General features: G+C 65.9%; 16 protein-coding genes and 1 tRNA gene. 6 read left to right on the top strand and 11 right to left on the bottom strand.

Features of this window, described 5'->3' with window-relative positions:
* Positions 1 to 2 precede the first annotated feature (2 nt).
* From EAH84_RS13355 to EAH84_RS13320, 7 genes are all read right to left on the bottom strand, one after another.
* Positions 3 to 78 (bottom strand) — tRNA-Val (locus EAH84_RS13355).
* A gap of 75 nt (positions 79 to 153) precedes the next feature.
* A complete protein-coding gene (locus EAH84_RS13350; protein ID WP_140872510.1) occupies positions 154 to 1,092 on the bottom strand; it encodes a hypothetical protein in 939 nt (312 codons plus the stop codon).
* A 133-nt stretch (positions 1,093 to 1,225) separates the two neighbouring features.
* Positions 1,226 to 2,686 (bottom strand): NAD(P)(+) transhydrogenase (Re/Si-specific) subunit beta, encoded by a 1,461-nt coding sequence (locus tag EAH84_RS13345; protein WP_140872509.1) that lies wholly within the window; start codon positions 2,684 to 2,686, stop codon positions 1,226 to 1,228.
* Between the two features lie 96 nt (positions 2,687 to 2,782).
* The gene (locus EAH84_RS13340) at positions 2,783 to 3,094 is read right to left on the bottom strand and encodes a proton-translocating transhydrogenase family protein (protein ID WP_140872508.1); all 312 of its coding nucleotides are present in this window, start codon (positions 3,092 to 3,094) and stop codon (positions 2,783 to 2,785) included.
* An 11-nt stretch (positions 3,095 to 3,105) separates the two neighbouring features.
* Complete coding sequence (locus tag EAH84_RS13335; RefSeq protein ID WP_140872507.1) at positions 3,106 to 3,321, bottom strand: type II toxin-antitoxin system HicB family antitoxin; 216 nt, start codon at positions 3,319 to 3,321, stop codon at positions 3,106 to 3,108.
* Between the two features lie 245 nt (positions 3,322 to 3,566).
* Positions 3,567 to 4,703, bottom strand: coding sequence for an NAD(P) transhydrogenase subunit alpha (locus EAH84_RS13325; protein WP_140872505.1), 1,137 nt, complete (start codon positions 4,701 to 4,703; stop codon positions 3,567 to 3,569).
* Positions 4,704 to 4,707: 4 nt separating this feature from the next.
* The gene (locus EAH84_RS13320) at positions 4,708 to 4,836 is read right to left on the bottom strand and encodes an aa3-type cytochrome c oxidase subunit IV (RefSeq protein WP_241656605.1); all 129 of its coding nucleotides are present in this window, start codon (positions 4,834 to 4,836) and stop codon (positions 4,708 to 4,710) included.
* A gap of 156 nt (positions 4,837 to 4,992) precedes the next feature.
* On the opposite strand from EAH84_RS13320, the gene EAH84_RS13315 reads away from it, so the two are divergent.
* On the top strand, positions 4,993 to 6,405 hold the full coding sequence (locus EAH84_RS13315; protein ID WP_140872504.1) for a sigma-54-dependent transcriptional regulator: 1,413 nt from the start codon (positions 4,993 to 4,995) through the stop codon (positions 6,403 to 6,405).
* 14 nt (positions 6,406 to 6,419) lie between these two features.
* Here EAH84_RS13315 and EAH84_RS13310 read toward each other — a convergent pair whose 3' ends face one another.
* Positions 6,420 to 7,859 carry a Mur ligase family protein gene (locus tag EAH84_RS13310; RefSeq protein ID WP_140872503.1) on the bottom strand — a complete coding sequence of 480 codons (1,440 nt, stop codon included), beginning with the start codon at positions 7,857 to 7,859 and terminating at the stop codon, positions 6,420 to 6,422.
* 52 nt (positions 7,860 to 7,911) lie between these two features.
* Here EAH84_RS13310 and EAH84_RS13305 point away from each other — a divergent pair, with 52 nt between their 5' ends.
* The 4 genes from EAH84_RS13305 to EAH84_RS13290 all read left to right on the top strand — a co-directional run bounded on the left by EAH84_RS13305 (position 7,912) and on the right by EAH84_RS13290 (position 14,712).
* Positions 7,912 to 8,727: an LD-carboxypeptidase gene (locus EAH84_RS13305; protein ID WP_140872502.1), complete on the top strand. Its 816-nt coding sequence runs from the start codon at positions 7,912 to 7,914 to the stop codon at positions 8,725 to 8,727.
* Between the two features lie 249 nt (positions 8,728 to 8,976).
* Positions 8,977 to 10,986 carry a threonine--tRNA ligase gene (gene thrS, locus EAH84_RS13300; RefSeq protein WP_140872501.1) on the top strand — a complete coding sequence of 670 codons (2,010 nt, stop codon included), beginning with the start codon at positions 8,977 to 8,979 and terminating at the stop codon, positions 10,984 to 10,986.
* A 140-nt stretch (positions 10,987 to 11,126) separates the two neighbouring features.
* Positions 11,127 to 11,657 carry a translation initiation factor IF-3 gene (gene infC / locus EAH84_RS13295; RefSeq protein WP_140872500.1) on the top strand — a complete coding sequence of 177 codons (531 nt, stop codon included), beginning with the start codon at positions 11,127 to 11,129 and terminating at the stop codon, positions 11,655 to 11,657.
* A 253-nt stretch (positions 11,658 to 11,910) separates the two neighbouring features.
* Positions 11,911 to 14,712, top strand: coding sequence for a TonB-dependent receptor (locus EAH84_RS13290; RefSeq protein ID WP_140872499.1), 2,802 nt, complete (start codon positions 11,911 to 11,913; stop codon positions 14,710 to 14,712).
* Between the two features lie 60 nt (positions 14,713 to 14,772).
* Here the strand turns inward: EAH84_RS13290 and EAH84_RS13285 are convergent, their stop codons facing one another.
* Positions 14,773 to 15,156, bottom strand: coding sequence for a VOC family protein (locus EAH84_RS13285; RefSeq protein WP_140872498.1), 384 nt, complete (start codon positions 15,154 to 15,156; stop codon positions 14,773 to 14,775).
* Between the two features lie 71 nt (positions 15,157 to 15,227).
* Between EAH84_RS13285 and EAH84_RS13280 the strand changes: the two genes are divergently transcribed.
* Positions 15,228 to 17,066, top strand: a complete 1,839-nt coding sequence (locus EAH84_RS13280; protein WP_425326463.1) for a cation:proton antiporter — start codon at positions 15,228 to 15,230, stop codon at positions 17,064 to 17,066.
* A gap of 3 nt (positions 17,067 to 17,069) precedes the next feature.
* Here EAH84_RS13280 and EAH84_RS13275 read toward each other — a convergent pair whose 3' ends face one another.
* Together EAH84_RS13275 and EAH84_RS13270 are read right to left on the bottom strand one after the other, a co-directional pair.
* Positions 17,070 to 19,826, bottom strand: coding sequence for a [protein-PII] uridylyltransferase (locus tag EAH84_RS13275; protein WP_140872496.1), 2,757 nt, complete (start codon positions 19,824 to 19,826; stop codon positions 17,070 to 17,072).
* 242 nt (positions 19,827 to 20,068) lie between these two features.
* Complete coding sequence (locus EAH84_RS13270) at positions 20,069 to 20,746, bottom strand: hypothetical protein (RefSeq protein WP_140872495.1); 678 nt, start codon at positions 20,744 to 20,746, stop codon at positions 20,069 to 20,071.
* Positions 20,747 to 20,785 lie beyond the last annotated feature (39 nt).

Here is a 20,785-nt window from a genome sequence, read left to right as displayed (position 1 = left end):
AATGGTGGGCGCTGACGGGTTCGAACCGCCGACCTACTCGGTGTAAACGAGCCGCTCTACCAGCTGAGCTAAGCGCCCGACCCGCCGCGTTGCTCCGCGACGGTCGATGGGATGCCAATGCCCGCAGCGCATGGTTTCTGCAAGCCCGCCGCGTCACCCCAGCTTGAGATCGGCGCGTTGCAATGCGCGCCAATAGCCACGCATCGCTTCGCTCACCGACGGCGCCAGCGTCATGAAGGCCCGGCGGCGATCGACGGTGTCGGCGTGCCGCACCAGCAGGCCGCTGTCGGTCAGCTTGGAAATCCACCGCAGCGCAGTCGTCGGCGCGACCGCGGAGGCGATGCACAGGCTCGACACCGATACCTGGGAGCCCTCGAGTTCGGCGGCATAGAGGTCGAGCAGCATGTCCCACGCCGGGTCTTCGAACAGTCCCTCGCCGAAGAACTGATCGCGCAATCGCCGGCCGCGGATCGCGCGCCGAACATCTTGCGCGGCGATATCACCCGCGTCGATCGGCCCCGCATCGTACCCGCGCCGTCGATCCTCGATGTCGGCCTTGAACGGCTGGTCGATTCGCGTCAGCTGGGTGAGGATTTCCGCGATCCGCGCGACCTCATCATGCAGCCGCCGGAGCCGCGCGGTCTCGGTTTCGCGCCAGCTGTCGTGGAGGACGGTGCCGTGGCTGGCCTCGATCGCAATCGTCAGCGCGACGATGCGATCGGCGACCGTCGGTTCACACAGCATCTGCGCCCGCCCGCCCATGAGATGCGCGGTGACCAAGTCGATTTGCGATGTCGCCAGCGCCACGACGATTTGGAGGTCGAGTGCCTGGACGGACGCGGCGATGGCGGGGAGCGCCGCCTCGACGATGTGGTCGGGCGTGCCCTCGATCTCGAGCAGCAGCACCGGGCGCGCCGCGTGCCGCCCGATCGATCGCGGCGCATCCACCCAGTCGATCCGCTCGAGCAGCCGCGCCCCGACCATGCGGATCGCCGCGATCGGGTCAGCCGCGGTCGCCGCGTCGCCAACCAGCACGACGGGCGGCGCCGCGGTGTCGGCGTAGCTCGTCATCGGGTCCGGTTCGCGCGTCATGACTGCCCCCCATCGAACGATCGCGATGCGCCACCGCCGATCGACGGACGTGCGCAATCAAAATCGATCTACCCGGGTCGCGCGGATAGTCGTCCTACGCCATTATTCCATCATGACGCGGTCGCTGTCCAGTCTAGTCGAGCGACTTGACGATCTCTTCGACCATCTTCTTGGCATCGGAGAGCAGCATCATCGTGTTGTCCATATAGAACACATCATTGTCGACTCCGGCGTAACCGACACCGCCCATGCTGCGTTTGATGAACAGGACGGTCTTCGCCTTTTCGACATCCAGGACGGGCATGCCGTAGATCGGCGAGGTCTTGTCGGTCTTCGCCGCCGGATTGGTGACATCGTTGGCGCCGATGACGAACGCGACGTCGGTCTGCGCGAATTCCGAATTGATGTCCTCCAGTTCGAACACGTCGTCATACGGCACGTTGGCCTCTGCGAGCAGCACGTTCATGTGCCCCGGCATCCGCCCCGCGACCGGGTGGATCGCGTATTTGATGCGGACGCCATGTTCTTTCAGCTTGTCTCCCATTTCGCGCAGCACATGTTGCGCCTGCGCCACCGCCATGCCGTAGCCGGGGACGATGATGACCTGTTCGGCCTGGCTGAGCAGGAATGCCGCATCTTCGGCGGAGCCGCGCTTCCACGGCCGGTCGGTCGCCGCCGCGGCACCGCCGCCGCCGGTATCGGCACCAAAGCCACCCGCGATGACGCTGATGAAGCTGCGGTTCATCGCGCGGCACATGATGTACGACAGGATCGCGCCCGACGATCCGACCAGCGCGCCGGTGATGATCATCGCGCTGTTGTGGAGCGTGAACCCCATCGCGGCGGCCGCCCAGCCCGAATAGCTGTTGAGCATCGAGACGACGACCGGCATATCCGCGCCGCCGATCGGGATGATCAGCAGGAACCCGATCGCGAAACTGAGCGCGGTGATCGTCCAGAATACCCAGGCGCTCTGGTCGGTTGTGAAATAGGCGATCAGCCCTAGGATTCCGGCGAGCACCGCGAGGTTGATGACGTGGCGCCCGGGCAGCATGATCGGCTTGCCGCCCATGTTGCCGTTGAGTTTCAGGAACGCGATTACGCTGCCCGAAAAGGTAATCGCGCCGATCGCGACGCCGAGGCCCATTTCGACGCGGCTAACCTGGTGGATCACCGCGAACGGCTGCCCGATCATCGGGATCACCATGTCGGCGATCCCGAACGCCTGCGGGTTGAGATAGGCGGCGGCGGCGACCAGCACCGCGGCGAGCCCGACCAAGCTGTGGAACGCGGCGACGAGCTGCGGCATGTCGGTCATCGCGATCCGCCGCGCGGTGACGAGACCGATCGCCGCGCCGATGCCGATCGCGGCGAGGATTTCGGCGACGGTGACCCAATCGATCCCCGCGCGGAACGTCGGCACATGCGTCACCAGCGTCGTCACGACCGCGATCGTCATGCCGATAATGCCGAAGCGGTTGCCGCGCTGGCTCGACGCCGGGCTCGACAGCCCGCGCAGCGCGAGGATGAAGCACACCCCCGCGACCAGATACGCGAGCGACGCCCAGGGATTCACCGAAATCGCGTGTTCCATTCCACTCCCCTTGTCGTCACCCCGGCGAAGGCCGGGGCCCATCTTTCCACCAATACCGCAGGCACGATGGATCCCGGTCTGCGCCGGGATGACGAACTATTTGGATACGACCGCCGGTCGTTCCTTTTTCTTGTACATCGCGAGCATCCGCGCGGTAACCGCGAAGCCGCCGAAGATGTTGACGCTCGCCAGCGCGACCGCGACCAGCCCGAGGCCCTTCGACACCGCGCCGCTGCCGCCGAGCCCGACCGCCGCCGCGGCGATCAGCGCGCCGACGATGATGACGCTGGAGATCGCGTTGGTCACCGCCATCAGCGGGGTGTGGAGCGCGGGCGTCACCGCCCAGACGACGAAATAGCCGACGAAACACGCCAGCACAAAAATCGACAGGATCGAGATGAAGTCCATGAATTCCCCTTTCAAGCCGCGGCGCGGCGCGGCGATGGCACGGCCCGACCGAGTTCCTCGGCACCTTCGATCCAGCAGGCGATCGCATCATAGGCGTTGGTGAGCGCCTCGTGCGGGGTCGCGCCGTCGGACCGGCAACCGGGAAGGTCGGGCACGGTCGCGACGAATCCGCCGCCGTCCTTCTCCGCGAGCGGCCGGATATCGACCTCATAGTCCTGCGGGTTCATGCGCTTTGCTCCCGAACGGCATCGACGAACGCGACGAGATCGCGAACATAGACCGGTTTGATCGGACGATGCGCGGGGATCGTCAGGATCATCGGCATCGTTCCATGCGATACCTTGTAATGTGACCCCTTGCGCGGTGGGCTGCAAGTGACGCCAAACGCGTCGCAAAGACGCTTGATATCGCCGATCCGCCAGTCGCGCGGATTCGCGCGCATCGCCTCGAGAAGCTTGTCGGCACCTGCCAACTAACTCAGCAACCGTGGGTTCACGATCTTGCCACCCTGCGTCAGCCGCACCGCGTCGCCGATTTCCTCGTCGAGGACGGGTCGCCCCGCGTCCTTGTCCCAGAAGGTCGACAGGAAATTGAAGAGGTTGCGCGCGAATAGTGCGGAGGTGTCGGCGGCGAGGCGGCTGGGTACGTTGCGGTGGCCGACGATCTTGACGCCGTGGACCGTGATGACCTCGCCCGCGACCGCGCCCTCGACATTGCCGCCCGCTTCGACCGCGAGATCGACGATCACGCTGCCGGCCCGCATCGTCGCGATCTGCGCATCGCTGATGAGGCGCGGGGCGGGGCGGCCGGGGATCAGCGCGGTGGTGATGACGATATCCTGCTTGGCGATATGCGACGACACCAGCTTGGCCTGCGCGGCCTTGTATTCGTCGCTCATCTCGCCGGCGTAGCCGCCCGAGCCTTCGCCCTCGATCCCTGCGACATTCTCGACGAAGATCGGCTTCGCGCCGAGGCTCTGGATCTGTTCCTTGGTCGCCGAGCGGACGTCGGTGGCGGAAACCTGCGCGCCGAGCCGCCGCGCGGTCGCGATCGCCTGGAGCCCGGCCACCCCGACCCCCATCACGAACACCTTGGCGGCGCTGACCGTCCCCGCCGCGGTCATCATCATCGGGAAGGCGCGGCCATATTCGGCCGCGGCGTCGAGCACCGCCTTGTAGCCCGACAGGTTCGACTGCGACGACAATATGTCCATCGACTGCGCGCGGGTGATCCGCGGCATGAATTCCATCGCGAGCGCTTCGTAGCCCGCGTTGGCATAGGCATCGATCGTCGCGCGACCGCCGCCCGGACCGGTACCGAACGGGTTCATCGCCGCGACGATCCACGCCCCCGATGCCGCGCCGCGCAGGTTGGCAGGATCGGGTGCCTGGACCCCCAGCACGATGCCCGCATCCGCGAGCGTCGCCGCGCGATCCGCCACCGTCGCGCCTGCCGCCGCATAGGCCGCATCGTCGATCGACGCGGTCAGCCCCGCGCCGCCCTCGACCCCGATCTCAGCGCCGAGCGCGATGAATTTCTTGACGGTTTCGGGGGTCGCGGCGACGCGCTGTTCGCCGTCCACCTGCTCCTTGAGGACGGCGATCTTCAACGATTTACGCGATCAGCCAGATGACGATCGCTGCAATGAATGCGCAGCCGACCGTACCCCATTTCAGCATCGCCATGACGCGGTCATAGGTCGAGGCATGCGCCTTGATGTTCATGTCGCCGTGTGCAGCCATCGAGATCGATCCCTGAATTGAACGTTTGCGGCGACGATCCTTAACGCTCGCAACCGTCAGCCTCAAGCCCCGCCGCGCGCGGCCGCCGCCGGTTCGCTTAATCCCGCCTTTACCGGCGCGCGCTACATCAGGTCCCGAACCGGGACGGGATGAATAATGACGCGCAACGGACAGCGCCTGCTTCTGTTGATCGACGACGAGCCCGCCCAGCGCCGCCTGGTTGCGGCGCTCGCCGCGCGGGGTGGGTGGCGTTCGATCTTCGCGTCGGACGCCGAAATGGGCATCGCGACGCTGGGGACGCAGGACGGGATGCAGCTCGATGCGATCCTGATCGATCATTGGTCACCGCAGGAGGACGCCACCCGGCTGATCGCGGAATTGCGCGAGCGCCGCCCCGCGCTCCCCATCCTGGTGCTCACCGCCAACGGTTCGGTCGCGCAGGCGGTCGAGGCCATGCGCGCGGGTGCGACCGATTTCCTGGTCAAGCCGCTCGCCCCCGAACGGCTGCTCGCCGCGCTCGATGCGGCGGTGTCGGGCGAGGACCATGGCGAATTGCGCCCGCTGACCGAGAAAATTCCCGCGCTGCTCGCGTTCGACGAGATCGTCGGTTCGTCGCCCGATTTCCGCGCCGCGCTCGCCATCGCAGCCAAGGCCGCGCGCGCGCGCGTGCCGGTGCTGATCGAGGGCGAGAGCGGGGTCGGCAAGGAAGTCGTCGCCGAAGCGATCCTCGCCGCCTCGCCGCGCGCGAAGAAGCCGATGATCACGCTCAACTGCGGTGCGATCCCCGCCAACCTCGTCGAAAGCGAGCTGTTTGGCCACGAGAAGGGCGCATTCACCGGCGCGTTCGAACGCAAGATCGGGAAGTTCCAGGACGCCGACGGCGGCACGCTGTTTCTCGACGAGGTCGGCGAGATGCCGCTCGACGCGCAGGTCAAGCTGCTCCGGGTCCTCCAGTCGGGCGAGGTCCAGCCAATCGGTGCGCGGCATCCCCGCCACGTCGATGTCCGCGTCATCGCGGCGACCAACAAACGCCTGCTCGACGAGGTCGAGGCGGGCAATTTCCGCGAAGACCTCTATTATCGGCTCAACGTCGTCCAGGTGACGATCCCGCCGCTGCGCGAACGCACCGGGGATGTCCCCGCGCTTGCGCGCCATTTGCTCGCGCGGATCGCGCAGCAGCCGGGGCTCACCTCGCTGGGAATCACCGACGACGCGCTCGCGTTGCTCGTAGAATATGACTGGCCGGGCAATGTCCGCCAGCTCCAGAATGCGCTGTTTCGCGCCGCGGTGCTGTGCGAAGGCGCCGCGCTGACCCGCGCCGACTTCCCCCAGATCGCTGCGCTCGGCCATCGCCGCACCGGGCCAGCGGCCAGCGTCAATGGCGGCGGGGTCACGCTGTTCCGCGCCGACGGCAATCTGCGCCCGCTCGAGGATATCGAGGCCGACGTCATCCGCCTCGCGATCGGCCATTACCGCGGGCGCATGACCGAGGTGGCGCGACGGCTGGGGATCGGGCGCTCGACGCTCTACCGCAAGCTCGGCGAACTCGGGATCGACAACGCCGCCTGACGCGAAGCGCTCGATCAACCGGGGGAGGGGAACCGTTCGCCGAGTGCCGTCACCATGTCGGCGGCGAGCAGGCTGAGCGTGTCGTCGCGCGCGCCCATCACGACGATGCGGTCACCGCCACGCGCTTCGGCAATCAGCGTCGCGGCGGCGGCAGACCGGTCGGCGATATGGCGCGCATCATGGCCAAGTGCGGCGATGTCGCCGATCAGGTCCGCGCTCGTCACCTCGCGCGCGACGGTGCCACCGAAATAGGCGGGATCGGCGAGGATCAGTACGTCGCCGGCGCGCATCCGCGCGGCGAAGGCGTCGACGAGTTCGCGGCGCATCTGCTTCAGCGGACCGAACCCGTGCGGCTGGAACAGCATCAGCAACCGGCCCGGAAACGCATGGAGGGTGTCGAGCGTCGCGGCGATCTTGTCGGGGTTGTGCGCGAAATCGTCGATCACCGCGATCGGTTCCGCGCCCTCGCCGACGAGACCGACGAGGTCGAAGCGGCGGCGCAATCCCGTAAAGCCTGCGATGGCGGCGACCGCATCGGCGAGCGACACGCCTGCCGCGACGCTTGCCGCGATCGCCGCCAAGGCATTCGCCACATTATGCCGCCCCGGCACCTGGAGCCTGACGGCAACGCGATTGCCCCCGACGCACAGCGTGAAGCCGCTACTGAACGGCGCTTCCTCGATATCGCGCGCGGCGAAATCGGCGTCGCGGTCGAGCGCGAAGCCATGAACGCGTTCGGGCGGCAACGCGGCGGCGAGCGCGGCGGCCTCGACATTGTCGAGATTGACGATCGCGGTCTCGGCTTTGCCGATGAAACCGGCGAACAGCGTGCGGAGTTCGTCGATCGATTTGTGATCGAGGCTGAGGTTGTTGAGCACCGCGATCCGCGGGACATAGCGCGCGATCGATCCGTCGCTTTCGTCGACCTCGCTGACGAACGCCGCGCCCTGACCGACCAACGAGCTCGCAAACGGCGAATCGGCGCGCGCAAAATTCTTCATGACCGCACCGTTCATGACCGTGGGATCGCGCCCGCAGGTATGGAGGATCCAGCCGATCATCCCGGTCACGGTCGATTTGCCGCTCGTCCCCGCGACGCCGATCGGCAGCGATGCGTCGTTGAACAGGTCGCTCAACATCTCGGCGCGGGTCGCGCGCGGGCATCCGAGGCGGTTCGCTGCGACGATGTCCGCGACCGTCTCCTCGACCGCGGCCGAGGCGATGACGAGCTGGTCGGCGGAGTGGATGCCGCTGCCGTCCTGCTTGAACAGCGCAACGCCCTTGGCGCGAAGATCGTCGAACTTGGCGGGGACGCGGCCCTGGTCGAGGCTGCGATCGGAGCCCGCGACGTGCGCGCCGCGGCCCGCGAGGATCATCGCGAGCGGCATCATCCCCGACCCGCCGATACCAACGAAGAAACAGGAATCGGGGAAACAGGATTTGCCGTGTCGCATCGCGGCGGGCTATCGGCGGTTTGATGGATCGGGGCAAGCGGGGAGACGCGCTATGAAAATCGGCGTTCTCGCGCCCGCAAGTCGCGCGAACGATACCGCGGTGGCGCCGATCACCGCCTATTGCGCGGCGGCGTTTCCCGAGGTCGAGCTGGTGTTTCACCCGCAATGTTTCACCACCGACGGGCATTTTGCCGGATCCGATTTCGCGCGCGCCGCGGCGCTGGTCGAATATGCCAACGATCCCGCGATCGATGCGATCTGGTTCTATCGCGGCGGCTACGGGTCGAACCGCCTTCTCAAGCTTGCGATGCCCGAACTGAAGGAGCCCGCGCGGCGCAAGAAATATTGCGGCTATTCCGACATGGGGTTCCTGCTGGGCGCGCTTTATGCGCGGCGGATCGGGCATCCCGTCCACGGCCCGATGGTCAGCGACATCAATCGCACCGACGGCGACCAGAGCGTCGCGCGCGCGCTGGGCTGGCTGGCGCGCGGTGACCGGGCGGGGTTCGAACCGGGGCTGGACGGCCAGCCGTCGGTGGCGTTCAACCTGGCGATCCTGGGGTCGCTGATCGGCACGCCGTGGATGCCCGACCTGACCGATCATGTGCTGATCGTCGAGGAGGTGTCGGAGCCGATGTACAATATCGATCGGCTGCTGTTCACGCTTGCCAACGCGACGCAACTGAAGGGGATCGCGGGGCTGCGGCTGGGCGCGGTGACCGATGTCCAGGAAAACACGCCCCCTTGGGGCGAGACGCTGGATTATATGATGATCCGGTGGAGCCGCGACATGGGCGTGCCGTATCTCGGCCGCGCGCGGGTCGGGCATACGCAGGACAATCATGTGGTACCGTTCGGGGTGGTCTGAGGCGCGTCGACTGGCGCGACCCGACGTCGATCGCTATATACCGTCCGATGATGCACGCCGTAATCTTGATGACTACCACCACCTCGGTCGCCCGGGGGCTCCGCGCGCGCGTCTAGCCGACGTAGTACCGCGGCGCTCACCCGGATCGGGTGAGAATGAGCGTCCATCACCCCATCCTGCCACCACCGGACGCTCTTTTCTCGGACCGCGCGCTTGTCTAAGCGCGCGCAGACAAGCAGGAACCCGGCCATGAACATGTATTCGATCACGCTTCCCGATGGTTCGGTGCGCGACGTCGCGCCGGGCTCGACTCCAGCGGATGTCGCCGCGGCGATCGGCCCCGGCCTCGCCAAAGCCGCGATCGCCGCGCGGGTCGATGGCGAATTGCGCGACATTATGCGCCCGTTCGAGGGCGATACCCGCCTGGCGCTGGTGACCAATCGCGACGAGGCCGACGCGCTCGAACTTGCGCGCCACGATTATGCGCATGTCCTTGCCGAGGCGGTGCAGAACCTGTTCCCGGGGACGCAGATAACCTTTGGCCCGTCGACCGACGACGGTTTCTACTATGACTTCGCGCCGAGCGCCGACCACGGTCCCTTCACCGAGGAGGACCTGCCCGCGATCGAGGCGGAGATGCGCAAGGTGATCGCCGCCGACCAGCCGCTGATCCGCGAGGTCTGGACGCGCGAACGGTTGATCGAACGGTGGCGCGCGAAGGGTGAGACGTTCAAGGCCGAATGGGCCGCCGAACTCCCCGACGACGAGGAACTGACGGTCTACAAGGCGGGTACGGGGGAGGGCGCATGGCTCGACATGTGTCGCGGGCCACACTTGGCCTCGACGGGCAAACTCGACCCGCAGGCGTTCAAGCTGACGCGGGTGTCGGGCGCCTATTGGCGCGGCGATCAGCAGAATGCGATGCTCAGCCGGATCTACGGGACGGGTTGGCTCAACAAGAAGCAGCTCGACGCGCATCTGTTGATGCTCGAGGAAGCGGGCAAGCGCGACCATCGCAAGATCGGCCAGGAGATGGACCTGTTCCACCTCCAGCCCGAAGCGCAGGGGTCGGTATTCTGGCATCCCAAGGGCTATATTCTGTGGCGGCAGCTCGAGGCGTATATGCGCCGCCGCCTCGACGCGGCTGGCTATGAAGAGGTAAAGACGCCCCAGCTGATGGACGCGCGCCAATGGGAGCAATCGGGCCATTGGGGCAAGTATCGCGAGAACATGTTCGTCGTCCCCGACGAGATTCCCAATGCCGAGGACGAAGGCGAAATATTCTCGGGCACCGCCGATCTGATGGCGCTAAAGCCGATGAACTGCCCCGCGCACGTGCTGATTTTCCGTCAGGGGATCAAATCCTATCGTGACCTGCCGATCCGGATGGCCGAATTCGGCTGCTGCCATCGCAACGAGCCGCATGGCGCGCTCCACGGGATCATGCGCGTGCGCCAGTTCACGCAGGACGACGCACATATCTTCGTGCGCGAGGATCAGTTGACCGACGAAATCAAGGGGTTCTGCGACCTGCTCGACAGCGTCTATCGCGACCTCGGCTTCGAGAGTTACGCAATCAAGCTCGCGTTGCGCCCCGATAAGCGCTTCGGCGACGATGCGATGTGGGACAAGGCCGAACAGACGTTGCGCGACGGGGTGATCGCGAGCGGTCGGGCAACGCCCGAATACGGCTGGGAGGAATTGCCGGGTGAGGGCGCGTTCTACGCTCCCAAGCTTGAATTCCATCTGACCGACGCGATCGGGCGGACGTGGCAGGTCGGCACGATCCAGGCTGATACGGTGCTCCCCGAGCGGCTCGATGCGAGCTATGTCGGCGAGGACGGCAATCGGCACCGCCCGATCATGCTCCACCGCGCGATCCTCGGCACGTTCGAACGCTTCATTGGCATCCTGATCGAACATCACGCGGGGCGTTTTCCGCTGTGGCTCAGCCCGGTCCAGGCGGTGGTCGCGACGATCGTCAGCGATGCCGACGATTATGCCGAACAGGTCGCCGCCGAATTGCGCAAGGCGGGGCTTCGCGTCGACACCGACCTGCGCAACGAAAAGATCAACTACAAGGTCCGCGAACACAGCCTGGCGAAGGTTCCCAACCTGCTCGTCGTCGGTAAGCGCGAGGCGGAGGAGGGCACGATCGCGCTGCGGCGGCTCGGCAGCCAGGGCCAGGACATCCTGACCCTCGCCGCCGCGATCGAGATGCTGAGCGCGGAGGCAACTCCGCCCGATCTCGTCGCGTGACGCTGCGCTGCTTGTCGCAAAGGCGGAGCACGAGGGTCGGGCGACGCACCGTCGTGCGCAACGACGCCTTTAAATCGCCGCGCAAATCGCCTACATTGGATCACTGTCAGTATTAAGGAGCAATACCCATACGTCCTCCCATGATGCGCCGGCCGATGCAGCCCGCAATGAACGGCCCGCGCTACAACGAATTCATCCAGAGCCAGAAAGTTCGCGTGATCGATCACGAGGGCGAGAATCTCGGTGTGATGTTCACCCGCGAAGCGATGGAGCAGGCGCAGGAGCTGGGCCTCGATCTGGTCGAGGTATCCCCCAACGCGGATCCGCCCGTCGCCAAGTTCCTCGATGTCGGCAAGTTCAAGTACGAGGCGCAAAAAAAGGCGAACCTCGCACGCAAGAGCCAGAAGACGCAGGAGATCAAAGAGATCAAGATGCGTCCCAACATCGACGACCACGATTATGACACCAAGATGAAGAAGGTCGTCGAGTTCATCGGCGACGGCGACAAGGTCAAGGTGACGATGCGATTCCGCGGTCGCGAGCTCAGCCACGGCCAGCTCGGCATGGCGGTACTCCAGCGCGTCGCCGAGGAAACCAACGAGGTCGCCAAGGTCGAGGCGTATCCCCGGATGGAAGGGCGCCAGATGCTGATGGTCCTCTCCCCTAAATAAGGCGATGTCGGCGCGAGACTTTCGCGCGACCCGTCGTTCGCCCTATCTGATGTGCGGCTGCGGTGATGGCGTGGACACGGCCACGCCGTAGCGTCACGCCGTTACAAGAGACATGGCCGGGTCGGCCAAGGTGTGGCGTGCGGGCGACACCGGGTTCGAAAACGCGAGTCGCGCGGATAATTTCCTAGACGCTCTCACCTAAGGGAGACTAGGCGGCGCCAAACCGCATATTCGAATCAGGAGAGAATGTCCCATGCGCACCACCGCGTATCTGCTGTCTGCCGCTGTTATCGCGATCGCCGCCCCCGCCGCGGCGCAGAACAACTCCCCTGACACCGCCGCGACCCAGCAGAGCGGTCAGACCCCGACCCCGGACACCGATGCGGCAGCGGTAACGCAAGCCCCGGCCCCCGCGGTCGACGACGGCTATGCGGGTGACATCGTCATCACCGCACAGGGCCGCGCGCAACAGCTGTCCGACGTGCCGGTCGCGGTTTCGGCGATCAGCGCCGCGACGCTCCAGAATTCGGGTGCCAACGACATCCGCCAGCTCAACCAGCTCGCGCCGTCACTGTTGGTGTCGTCGACTGGCTCGGAAGCCAACGGCTCGGCACGCATCCGCGGCATCGGTACCGTCGGCGACAATCCCGGCCTCGAAAGCTCGGTCGCGGTGTTCATCGATGGCGTCTATCGTTCGCGCTCGGGCATCGGGCTCAACGAACTCGGCGAGATCGATCGGGTCGAGGTGTTGCGCGGGCCACAGGGCACGCTCGGCGGGCGCAATTCGTCGGCCGGCCTCATCAGCATCATCAGCAAGGCCCCGAGCCTCGACCGGATCAGCGCGGGCGGCGAAGTGACCTATGGCAATTACGATTACTGGCGCCTCGCCGGGAACGTGAACGTGCCGCTAACCTCCACGATCGCGGCGCGCGTCGACGGTGTGTACGTCAAGCGCGACGGTTTCTATTATGACCCCACCAACAAGACCGACGTCAACAATCGCGATCGCTATTTCGTCCGCGGCTCGGTGCTGTTCGAACCGTCGAGCGACCTGTCGGTCCGGTTGATCGCGGATTACACCTATCGCGACGAGAATTGCTGCGGCGCCATCTACGTCGGGCGGACGACCAACCCGTCGGTCGGCAACCTCAACAACCCGGTCACCTCGGTCAACGCCGGGCTCGGCGCGGGCGACAATGGCAACAACATCGTCAACGTGCTGCGCGATCTCGGCCAGCCGCTCGGCCGCGTGACCAACCCCGGTTACGACCGTACGCTGTCGGTCAGCCCCGGGCGCAGCTACGAAGGCGTGACCAAGGATTACGGCTTCTCGGGCCAGATCGACTATAATCTGGGGGGGGTGAAGCTCACCTCGATCACCGGGTATCGCGAATACCGGTCGGACCAGGGGTCGGACACCGATTACAGCACGGTCGACATCCTGTACCGTGCAGCCGACGGCAATTCGGCGCGCCAATTCCACACCTTCACGCAGGAAGTGCGGCTGAACGGCACGTTGTTCAACGGCAAGCTGGACTGGCTGGTTGGCGGGTTCTTCGCCAACGAGGATTTGAGGGTCACCGACAATCTGCGCTTCGGCAACCAATATGGCCGGTTCGCGACGTGCCGCCTGATTTCGGGCACCGCGCTCGCCGGTCTGTACAATCCCGCGGCGGCGGGTTGCGTTGCCTCGCAGGCCGCATTTTCGGGCGCGTTCGGGCCGGTCGGGCCGACCGTTCTCGCATCGCTGCTGCGTCTCGACGGAATCAACGACAAGGGATCGACGCTCGACGTCTACAACCAGAACAGCCGCAACTATGCGATCTTCACCCACAATATCTTCCACGTCACTTCGACGGTCGATCTGACGCTGGGCGTGCGCTACACCAACGAACGCAAGAGGTTCGACGCGAGGTTTGGGAACGACAACACCGCCTGCGTCGCCAACCAGAATGCGCTCGTGCCGCTGCTGGCCAACCCCGGGCTCGCCGCGGTCGCTGGCGGACTCATCGGGTTGTCGTGCCAGGGCAATTCGACGTCGGAGCTGAACGGCGTCAGCATCAACGATCGTCGTAACGAGGATCAGTTCACCGGCACCGCGATCCTGTCCTGGAAGCCGATCGACGACCTGCTCCTCTACGGCAGCTATTCGCGTGGTTATAAGGCGGGCGGGTTCAACCTCGATCGGTCGGCGCTGAAATCTCCGATCCTGCCGTTCGCGGCGGCGGGTGGTGCGCAGGCGCTGGTGAAGGGGCTGCAGTTCACCCCGGAAACCGTGAACGCGTATGAAGTCGGCGCGAAATACGCGACCGGGCCGTTCTCGCTCAGCGCGACCGCGTTCGTCCAGGATTTCAAGAATTTCCAGCTGAACACCTTCAACGGCAGTGTCTTCCTGGTCCAGAATATCAACGGCTGTTCATCCAACTTGAACGGCGGCGATCGCGATCTGAGCGCAACGACGGGCCGCTGCCCGGCGGGCGATGTCGGCTACGGCGTCCGCGCCAAGGGTATCGAACTCGAAGCGGCGATCGTCCCGGTGCGCGATTTCCGCGTGGCGCTCGGCATGACGCTGACCGACACGCGCTATCGTGATCAGCTCGCCGGCAACCTGAACGGCGGGCCGCTCGATCCCGCGCTCCGCGTCCTGCCGGGCAGCACGCTGTCGAATTCGGCGGACATCGTCGCGACGACGTCGGTATCGTGGACTCCACAGATCGGCGACAGCGGCTATTCGGCGCTGTTCTATGTCGATAGTCGCACGACCAGCGACTATAACACCGGCTCCGATCTCTTCCCGCAAAAGGGCCAGGATGGCTACACGCTGGTTAACGCGCGGATCGGCATCCGAGCGCCGGACGACCGCTTTGCGATCGAGCTGTGGGGCCAGAACCTGACCAACCAGAATTATGCGCAGGTCGCGTTCAACTCGCCGTTCCAGGCGGGCGGCACCAGCGCGGCGTTCCAGGACCCGCAGTATCCGGGTGGTCGCCAGATCTTCTCGCAGTTCCTTTCGGAGCCGCGCACCTACGGCGTGACGCTTCGCGGCAAGTTCTGATCTAGTCGTACCGACCAGTGAGGGCCGGTCCGCGTATCGCGCGGATCGGCCCTTGCCATGTCAGGCGTCGGCGGGGGGTTCCCACAGCTCGATCGCGTTGCCGTCGGGATCGTGGAGGCGTGCGAAGCGTCCCGTCTCTGGTGAATCCCATTCCGCGCGGCGTTCGGTCGCGACGCCCTTGGTGGCGAGGCTATCGACCAGCGCGTCGAGCCCGCTGACCCGCAAATTCAGCATCCATTGCTTGTCGGCGGCGAAATAGTCGGTGTCCGCCTTGAACGGCGCGAAGACGACGGGGCCGCCCTCGGTCCGCCAGCTCCACGGGTCGCTGTCACCGCCATCGGGCGTGCAGCCAGCGCCGATGCCGAGATGATCGCGATACCAGGTACTGAGCGCGTCGGGGTCGCGCGCGCGAAAGAACAAGCCACCGATGCCGTGTACGGGCATATCCACGCTCCTTTGCGCCGCGATCATGGCGTGGAACCGCCGATCCGGCAAATGGTTGATCGCGACACGCCATCGGGGGACGGCCGCTGCTATTCGATTCGCTTATCGTCAAACTCGCGCTCATCGGCATCCTGGGAATCGGGGCGCAGTGGATCGCGTGGCGAATCAACCGGCCCGCCATCGCGTTGATGCTGATCGCGGGAATCATCGCCGGGCCGGTGACGGGGCTGATCGATCCGCAGCGCGACTTCGGGGCGCTTCAGCAGCCGATCATCAAGCTGGCGGTCGCGGTGATCCTGTTCGAAGGCGGGCTCAGCCTCAATTTTCGTGAACTGCGCCATGCGGGCGGTGCGGTGCTGCGGCTGGTGCTGGTCGGCGTGCCGATCGGCTGGGGGCTCGGCACGATGGCGGCGCATTACGCCGCGGGGCTGCCGCTCGGCATCTCTGCGCTGTTCGGCGGGATTCTGGTCGTCACCGGGCCGACCGTGATCGGGCCGATGCTGCGCACGCTGCGCGTGCCCAACACGGTGCGCGACACGCTGAAATGGGAAGGCATCGTCAACGACCCGATCGGCGCGCTGCTCGCGGTCGCGATTTTCGCGTATATTTCGTACATCGGGCCGGATCGCGATGCGGTCGCGATCGGGTTCGATGTCGCCGCCGCGACGCTGGCCGCGGGCGGGCTGGGGGCGCTGCTGGGGTTCGCGATGACCAGCGCGTTCCGGCGTGGCTATATTCCGGAATATCTCAAGGTTCCGGTCGTGCTGGTCGCCGTGATCGCGGGCTTCGTCGCGGCGGATCTGATCAAGCACGAGACCGGACTGATCACCGTCACGATCATGGGGGTCGTAATGGCGAACCGCCCGACCCAGTCGACCGCCGCACTGAAGCATTTCAAGGAGGATCTCGCGGTCCTGCTGATCTCGGGCGTCTTCATCATCCTGTCGGCGACGCTCGACTGGAGCGTGATCGAGCGGTTCCAGGCGCGGTTCGTGATCTTCCTGCTGCTCATCCTGTTCGTCGTCCGGCCCGTGACCGTGCTCGTCAGCCTGATGTTCAGCGCGATGCCGTGGCGCGAGCGGTTGTTCATCGCCTGGATCGCGCCGCGCGGGATCGTGGCGATCGCGGTGACCGGGCTGTTCGCGCTCCGGCTCGAGGATTTCGGGATGCGCGATGCCGATACGCTGGTGCCGCTGGTGTTCGCGGTCGTGATCACGACGATCTTCGCGCACGGGTTTTCGGCGACCTGGCTCGCGCGGTGGCTGGGGATCGACAAGGGCAAGGGCGATGGCGTGCTGCTGGTCGGCGCGAATTCGTTCACCACCGCGCTCGGCGTCGCGCTGCGCGACCTGGGGCTGAGCGTTACCGTCGCGGACACCGCCAAATTCGCGTTGCGCGCGGTGCGCAAGAAGGAGCTGGAGGTCCATCACGGCGATATCCTCGACGAGGCGATGCAAGACAGCATCGACATGCTTCAGTTCCAGCAGGTGATCGCGGCGACCGACAGCGATTCGTACAACGCGCTGGTGTGTGCCGACCTGGGACCGGAGATGGGGACCGACAAGCTGACCCAGACCGGGCTGGACGAGGTGCGGTTGAGCCGGGGCAGGGGCCATGTCCTGTTCAACGACGGGCCGACGATCGACGAACTACAGACCCGCGTCGCGGCGGGTTGGACCTTCGCCAAGACCAAGCTGTCCGACGTCTATGGATACGAGCAATATCGCGAGCGGCTGTCCGACGGCGGCACCCCGCTGGGCGTGCTGAAACCCGGCAACCGGCTGTTGTTGTTCTCGGTCACCTCGCGGCCCACCGCCGAGGCGGGGGACACGATCCTGAGCTTTCTGCCGCCCGAGCCCCCGCCGGTTACAGCGCCGAAGGCAGCCGACCCGGCGCCGCAACCCGCCTGACGCTCAGGCGGCGAGGTCGATCTTCTTCCCCGCCGCCGCCGCGAGCAACCGTTTCTCGAGCGCCTTGAGACGCGTCGCCGACAGGATGCGGTCGCCGGTCAGGTCGGTGAGGTAGAAGGTGTCGACCGCGCGCTCGCCATAGGTGGCGACATGCGCCGAATGGAGCATCACCTTCGACTGGAACAGCGCCTGCGCAAGCTGGTTGAGCAGCGCGGGGCGATCGCGCGCGTTGACCTCGACCACGGTGAAGCGGTTCGACGCGCGATTGTCGATCAGCACATTGGGTTCGACGGTAAAGGCGTCGGCGCGGGTCCGCGGCGCGGGTTTGTCACGGAGCCGGTCGTCGAGTTTGCCGCGGTTGGCGAGCGCATCCTCGATCGCGACGCGCAGCCGCTGGAGCTGGGCGGCCTCGTCGAAGGTCCCGCCGAACGGATCCTGGACGAGGAAATTGTCGATTGCCATGCCGTCGCGCGTGGTGTGGATGCGCGCGTCGATGATGTTGCCGCCCGCGACGTGGATCGCGCCCGCGATGCGATAGAACAGCCCCGGGTGATCGGTCGCGTAGATCGTGACCAGTGTCGCGCCGCGTTCGGGATAGACCTGCGCATCGATCGCCAGCGGCGCGTGCCCGTTGCGCGCGACGAACCGCGCGTTGTGGAGCAGCACGTCGTCAGGCTCGGCGATCCAATAGGCTTCAGGAAAACGTTGGACATAAACGACCAGCGCGGCGGGGCTCCAATCGAGCGCGTCGGCGAGCGCGGCCTGTTTGGCGGTGATCCGCTCCTCGCGCCCGCGCTCCTTGTGGCCGAGCCGCAACACTTCCTCGGCGGCTTCGTACAGGTCGGACAGCAATTGCCGCTTCCAGCCGTTCCACGTGGTCGGGCCGACCGCGCGGATGTCGACGACCGTCAGCAGCAGCAACAGGCGCAGTCGTTCGTGGCTCTGGACGATATCGGTGAAATCGAGAATCGTCTTGAAATCGCTGAGGTCGCGCTTGAACGCGGTCGCCGACATCAGCAAATGGTAACGGACCAGCCATTGCACCGTCTCGGTCTCCGCCGCGCTCAGCCCCAGCCGCGGGCACAGCTTTTTCGCGACCCCAGCGCCCAGGATCGAATGATCGCCGCCGCGGCCCTTGGCGATGTCGTGGAGCAGGACCGCGACATACAGCACCCGCCGCGACACGATCTGGTCGAAGATCGCGGTGCTGATCGGGTGATCCGCCTTCAACTCGCCGCGCTCGATCCGCGCGAGCAGCCCGATCGCGCGGATGGTGTGTTCGTCGACGGTGTAATGGTGGTACATGTCGAACTGCATCTGCGCGACGACGCGGCCGAAATCGGGAATGAAGCGCCCGAATACCCCCGCCTCGTTCATCCAGCGCAGCACCAGCGCGGGGTCGCGCGGCGAGGTCAGCACGTCGAGGAACAGCGCGTTGGCGCGCGCATCCTTGCGGTGATCGTCGATCAGCTTCGCATCGCGCGACGCGGCGCGCATCGCGAGCGGGTGGATTTCGAGCCCGTGGAGGTCGGCGAGCTGGAAAATCTCGACCAGCCGGACCGGGTCCTGCGCGAAAAAATCGTCCGACGGCAGCGCGAGGCGCCCGCGATCGAGCACGAAACCGTTGAGCTTGCCCGGTCGCCGCCGGATCCCCGTCAGCATTTGGGGCAGCCCGAAGCGGCGGCCACGCGCCGCGAACCGTTCGTCGAGATGCGCCAGGAATACGCCGGTCAGATCGCCGACCGCTTTTGCCTGGATGAAGTAGTAATGCATGAACCGTTCGACTGCGGATTTGCCGGGCCGGTCCGAAAACCGCATCCGCGCGGCGATTTCGCTCTGGACGTCGAAGGTCAGCCGGTCCTCGGCGCGCCCGGTGATCATGTGGAGATGGCAACGGACCGCGATCAGCCAGCTGTCGGCGCGGTGGAACTGGCGATATTCCTGCGGCGTGAACAGGCCGACCTCGACGAGATCGGCGGCGCGCTGGACGTTGTAGACGTATTTACCGATCCAGAAGAGCGCGTGGAGATCGCGCATCCCGCCCTTGCCCTCCTTGACATTAGGTTCGACGACGTAGCGGCTGTCGCCCATCTTGACGTGGCGCGCGTCGCGTTCAGCGAGCTTGTCGGCGATGAACTGGCGTTCGGTACCGCGCTGGACCTCGGCGGCGAAGCGGCGCCCGGCCTCGTCGTACAGATCATGATCGCCGCCGATATAGCGTGCCTCGAGCAGCGCGGTGCGGATCGTGACGTCGGCCTTCGCCTGGCGGACCATCTCGGTCAGGCTGCGGCTCGAATGGCCGACTTTCACTCCCATGTCCCACAATACGTAGAGCATCGATTCGATGACCTGTTCGGCCCAGGGCGTCTGCGGGCCGGGGGTCAGGAACCCGATGTCGACGTCGGAATAGGGCGCCATTTCGCCGCGGCCATAGCCGCCGACCGCGATCAGCGTCAGCCGTTCGCCGGTGGTGCGGTTGGCGAGCGGGTGGAGCCGATCGGTCACCGTGTCGAACGCGACGTGGATGATCTGGTCCATCAGGTACGCGCCCGCGTTCCCGGCCTCGAGCCCGCGCGAGGGATGGGCGAGCAGCCGCCGGTCGATCTCTTCGCGCCCCGCGATCAGCGCATCCTTCAACACCATGGTCAGCGCCTGGCGAAACGCGGCGTCGCGCCCGTCGAGCGCCGCGACTCGGTCGGCCAGCACGCGTCGGTCGACGATCGCGCGGCGATGGGGCAGGTGATCGAACCGCCCGATCATGCCCGCTGCGCCTCGCCGACATTGACGACATTTACACGGAATCGGGTTTTTGCGCGGCCCTCGCGCAAGCGGGGACGGCGCGCGGATTCGTGAAGGGCGAGACGGCGATTCATGCGCCCAGGTTCGCTGCGCTGTTGGGGGGTGAAACGACGGCAGTCATTCCGGGTGCATAAGCATAAACGCGGCGTGTAGGACAGCGGGGCGAAGCGTTGCCGCTGGGCTATCCCCGTTCCAGCATCGCCTCAACGCGCGGCGCAGTTGGTTCCCGCCCACATGTCGGTGATCTTCGACGCGGCCGTCGATCCGTCGATCACGCCTGAAAAGCCGCCCGCGGTAAATTCATTCCCCAACGATGTCCGGTTCACGTCGACATTGGCATATGTCGATTCGAGTTCAGCGCGCGTGGACCCCGGACCGATGCCGCTAGCGGTAGCGATCGTCCCCGCAGCGCGATGATCCAGACCCCAGCCAACGAACCGATGCTGCTGGAACACCAGGCTGAGCCCGTCGGACCAGCTGGCGTAGTCGACTGGGCCCGCCCCGCAATCCTGGTTGACGCCCTGGTCGGATGGGCCGCGGAACCGTTCGATCGCCGCGATCACCGCCGCTTGCGGACGACCGAAGGGGATCGGTGAGGCGGAGGTTGTCGTCGGGTCGAACAGCCGGAGGCCTTCGCCATCGACCGCAAGGCGCGGGGCGAGCTTGGCGAGCTGCGGCGAGGTCGAATGCTGCGGTTCCCCGGCGGGCTTCGGTACGGGCGCGCTGGCTGATGGACCCGGTTCGATTCGGTTGGTGTGCGTAGCGACGGCAATCGCGTCGCCAGAAGCCAAGTTGGTGGTCGATGATTCGCGGTTACAACCCGCCGTTGCCAAGCCAAGCGTCAGCGTCATCGCGGTCAAAACGGGGTGGCGGTGGAACATTGATCGATCCGATTACTGTCTCTGCTGGTGGGCTAACCG

Source organism: Sphingomonas oligophenolica, from assembly GCF_006438955.1.
Classification (GTDB): Bacteria; Pseudomonadota; Alphaproteobacteria; order Sphingomonadales; family Sphingomonadaceae; genus Sphingomonas; species Sphingomonas oligophenolica_A.
This window is presented reverse-complemented; position numbering and strand designations above follow the sequence as displayed.